The sequence below is a fragment of the Moritella sp. genome (assembly GCF_033791185.1).
Lineage (GTDB): Bacteria > Pseudomonadota > Gammaproteobacteria > Enterobacterales > Moritellaceae > Moritella.
The window spans coordinates 1-4,240 of sequence record NZ_JASJHF010000236.1 but is presented as its reverse complement, the minus strand read 5'-3'; the positions used below and the strand labels follow the sequence as shown (position 1 = coordinate 4,240).

The following is a 4,240-nucleotide window of genomic DNA, read 5'->3' as shown; positions in this document are numbered from 1 at the left end:
TCATCATATTCTTCACTATTACAACCGACGAGCACTCCTGCGCTTATTAACGTCGCGAGTATTGTTTTATTTAATCCATACATATATTTCTTCCCTGTATTATCTGTATTAATCCAATGTGGTGATGTTAAAACGAGAGATTGTATTGAACAGCATAAATATAAACATCACTTTTAGAACGGAATTGGTAGCTTACACCAGGAAGTTCACTACTAAGTTCTTCGCTAAAGGTTACTTCCTCAACATCCACAAAGGTAAAACCGAAATCTAAACTGTTAGTATCGTTAAAGCTGTAACTAGCGCCTGCGCTGTAACTCATTCGATTCGAATCAGGTAAACTGATACTGACATCATTTACATTCGGTGTTTCATCATATGAGATACCCGCACGTAACTTGAGAGAGCTGTTAATATCATATGTGGCGCCAAGCGCATACTTAAATGAGTTTTCAAAATTCTCATCCTTTTGTAGCACCTCTTGGCCATCCACAGTGCCACTAATCTCTTCAAACACATCCCAGCCGGTCATTACAACACTGTAGTGCAGCGCAAAAGGTGCTGAAATTTGATGGAAACCAGAAAACTCTGCAATGCTTGGTAGGTTTAATGTTAATTCACCCTTGGCAATCAACCCTGGTTGGGTAAACGTGGAGTAATCACCTTCCATATCAATATCAACGTTTGAGCGATAACTTAAACCGAAACGATGATCATTATTGAGTTCCCATAATAAACCCGCATTAAAGCCATAACCCACCCCATCACCTTCAAGTGATTGAGCGGTATCAGAGCGTTCAAAACTAGTACCATTATTGACATTTGAAGCATCGGCAAGAATGCCTAAAGTACGGGTTAATTTTGCTTGTCCATATACAGCACTAACCCCCAACCCTATACTAAAATTATCATTAAGTTTATAGGCGATATTAGGATTTATATTCAGCGTTTCTAGCGTTGTTTCACCAGCGATTGAGCCTGCAAGGTAGTCATCTGGATATTCAGTTGATGCACCAAAATCACTAAAAATACCGATACCCCATGACCATGAATCATTGATCGGAGCGGCAATATATAAACTCGGCACCAATACATTATCGACAACATTATTATTGGTTAACTGGTTGTTCGTGCCTTCATCAGAACCATTACCGGTCACCCTTACGTTAGGAACAAGATAAGCCCCACTAATTGATATTTGCATCGAATTAAATCGAGTTATTGCCGCCGCATTATTGGCGATTACCGCAGCACTATCGGCGATGGCAGCTTCACCAGCATTGGCACGGCCAATACCTGCAGCAGAATGTTCTGAAAGCTGGAATCCCCCAGCGATTGTATAAGGGGAGCTAAGCACTAAGCTTATTGTTAGCGCTAACTTTGCATACCTTGTTCTCATATCACTTACACTCCATGTGTTTTATAAGATTCCTATTAAAGTAAAAGCTAATTTGGTATTACTTATCAGTAGTTATAATTAATTAGCCTTACTCTTTTAGTAAATTAAGCTGCCCCCACGGAGATGTAAACACATTGTTTCAACAGTGTTAAAGGTAACACAAATATGAAACATACTGTCATGAACACTGTAAATATCATTGACAATGAAAAATTGATGAGCTAGATGTCTATAATTTAAAGTCGAAAGTTAATATCAACATATAATGAAATCAGTAGATCCCACCATATATCAGCGCTTTTCCAATCATATTCAGCGAACATGTGTACACTTTAACGATTAGAGTTATTAACCTATATAACCAATAAACATGATTAACGTTCACTTGTTTTGTGATCATGTTCACATATGGCTATAACCTTGAATTTAGGCCGTTTTGTTGTATTATTTTTTAAGAACAGCATCAAGCGATAACAATATTAATTTTATGGCCAGATTAACCGTCAAGTTAGCGCTGTTTCCACTGTTCCATTTAAGAGGACTAACGAATGAACAAGGAGATATAGGGGTGGCTAATGACGAGAATGATTTATAATCCCTCGCCATATTTTTATTTGGTTAGAATAAGAAAGTGACTACAACACCACAGGGTAACCTTTTTCAGGATGCTGCATTATGGTGATAGCATGTTGATACACCTTGCTGATATTCTGCTCTGTAATAACGTCAGCGGGCGAACCATCAGCAACAACGTGGCCTTTATTCAAGATAACTAATCTATCAGCATATTGCGATGCCAAATTTAAATCATGAATGACGATGATCACCGCGGCACCAGCTTGCGCCAATTGCTTTGCTAATATTAACACTTTATGTTGATATTCGATGTCCAATGCTGCCGTTGGCTCATCAAGTAATAACATTTTTTTATCACCGCCTAAGGACAGTTGTGTCAACACCCTTGCCAAATGAACACGCTGCTTTTCACCACCTGATAACAAGGGGTACCGAGCATCAGCTAAGTGACTAACACCCACTTTTTCCATCATCGTTTTTACTGTCTCATCACGTTGTGACGGTGATATAGTTAGCGGAATAGCACCTAACTCAATCACTTCTTGCACGCTAAAGTTAAACGTTAAGTTACTTGATTGTGGTAATACACCCAGAGATTTAGCCAACTCATTGGGTTGCCAGTTGCCTGCAGACTCCCCAAATAAAGTTAAATCATCGTAACTTAATTCATAATTTTTCGATTTTTTTAGCGGTAATTCTTGCGTCATTACTTTCAAACAAGAGCTTTTTCCTGTGCCATTAGGACCCAGTATAGCGGTGAGCTGACCGGCATTAAAGCCTAAATTGACCTTATCTAACACGGTTTTATTGCCAAACCTTAAGGTGACATTGTGCATCGACATTACGTTTTTTATTGCGCGATCTATTACATGACCCATTACGCTAGCGTCCCTTTTTGTTTAACTAATAGATACATAAAAAATGGTGCGCCAATTAACGCAGTTACAATGCCGACAGGCATGTCCAAAGGTGCAACAACAGTCCTAGCAAGCATGTCAGACACCAATAACAGTAATCCTCCAATAACCATAGACACAGGTAATAACATCTTATGCCTTGGCCCTATTAGCATACGGCCTAAGTGCGGGACGATTAAGCCAATAAAACCAATCATGCCAGACAATGAAACCGTCACCCCGACCCCTACAGCCGTCAGTAAAATTAGCTTTTTCTTTAAGCGTTGAACACGAATACCAAGGTGCTTGGCCTCTGACTCGCCAAGCAATAATGCGTCTATCTTATTGGCGTCTTTATAAAACACAACAAACAGCACAATAAGGGTGATAAATGACAATCCAATCCCCATCCAATTAGCCCCCGCCAGTGAGCCCATAGTCCATAATGAAAGGTCTCTTAGCGCTTGGTCATCGGCATAATAATTCATTAACCCAAGTCCAGCGCCTGCCAGTGCACTAATCGCCACACCAGCTAGCAGCATCATAGTGACTGAAGTACTGCTACTACTTGTACCTAAGTGGTAAACGATAATAGTCGTCAGCGCCCCCCCCATAAATGAGAACAGCGGCACTGCACCGAATAGCAACAACGTCGGATACAACTCAGCAAGGGAGCCAAACATGACGATTGCAATCGCCGCACCAAGAGATGCCCCCGCAGAGACACCGATAATGCCAGGGTCTGCCAATGAATTACGGAATAACCCCTGCATGACAGTGCCGCAAATAGCCAGAATAGCACCTACACTCAATGCCAATAATGTCCGAGGCAAGCGTATTTGTTGGATGACCAACTCGACATGCGCAGGTAAATCAACATGGTATTGTGATGGCAATAAGGCGCTCATGCTTTGTGCCAAGGTGATATCCATTGGCCCAACTGCGATTGAAGACACGACCGCAATGTACAACAGCACAACGCCACTCAGAATTAATACTTTAGAATGCTTTGCTTGAAAAAAAGTGGAAGTTAACATGTTTGCCTCAATCTTGATCTTGGGCGTAATTAAGTTGTAACGTTTTAGCCAGTTTTATACTTTCAAGACCAAATCCACCTATCAATGCACTGCCTTGTACGGCCATTATTTGTCCCTTCAAACCTGCAGGCGTGGCCTTTAATAAGGGGAAATCGGCTAATAATTTATCAACGCTGCCATAAGGTGAGAAATCTCGATCGCTAACCAATATATAATCAGGTTGCAGTTGAATAATAGCTTCATAAGACAAAGGTTTGTAAGATTCGATAACGCTATTAGCTGGATTAACCGCACCTGATAATATAATAATTTCATCTATCGAGGTGTTTTTACCT

4 protein-coding genes are annotated in these 4,240 nt (G+C 40.5%); all 4 read right to left on the bottom strand.

Annotation, left to right across the window (positions count from 1 at the left end; genetic code table 11):
- Positions 1 to 127: 127 nt before the first annotated feature.
- Positions 128 to 1,396, bottom strand: a complete 1,269-nt coding sequence (locus tag QNK26_RS13965) for an outer membrane protein transport protein (protein ID WP_319223997.1) — start codon at positions 1,394 to 1,396, stop codon at positions 128 to 130.
- Between the two features lie 635 nt (positions 1,397 to 2,031).
- Entirely contained in the window at positions 2,032 to 2,850 is an 819-nt protein-coding gene (locus QNK26_RS13960) for a heme ABC transporter ATP-binding protein (protein ID WP_319223995.1), read from the bottom strand.
- Positions 2,850 to 3,905, bottom strand: a complete 1,056-nt coding sequence (locus QNK26_RS13955; RefSeq protein WP_319223993.1) for an iron ABC transporter permease — start codon at positions 3,903 to 3,905, stop codon at positions 2,850 to 2,852. The genes QNK26_RS13960 and QNK26_RS13955 overlap by 1 nt, the downstream gene beginning before the upstream one ends.
- A gap of 7 nt (positions 3,906 to 3,912) precedes the next feature.
- On the bottom strand, positions 3,913 to 4,240 hold a 328-nt coding region (locus QNK26_RS13950), incomplete at its 5' end, for an ABC transporter substrate-binding protein (protein ID WP_413816369.1).

What these genes read in the sequence shown, in the direction of transcription:
- QNK26_RS13965 (WP_319223997.1), bottom strand. Translation starts at nt 1,396, where the DNA reads ATGAGAACAAGGTATGCAAAGTTAGCGCTAACAATAAGCTTAGTGCTT.
- QNK26_RS13960 (WP_319223995.1), bottom strand. Translation starts at nt 2,850, where the DNA reads ATGGGTCATGTAATAGATCGCGCAATAAAAAACGTAATGTCGATGCAC.
- QNK26_RS13955 (WP_319223993.1), bottom strand. Translation starts at nt 3,905, where the DNA reads ATGTTAACTTCCACTTTTTTTCAAGCAAAGCATTCTAAAGTATTAATT.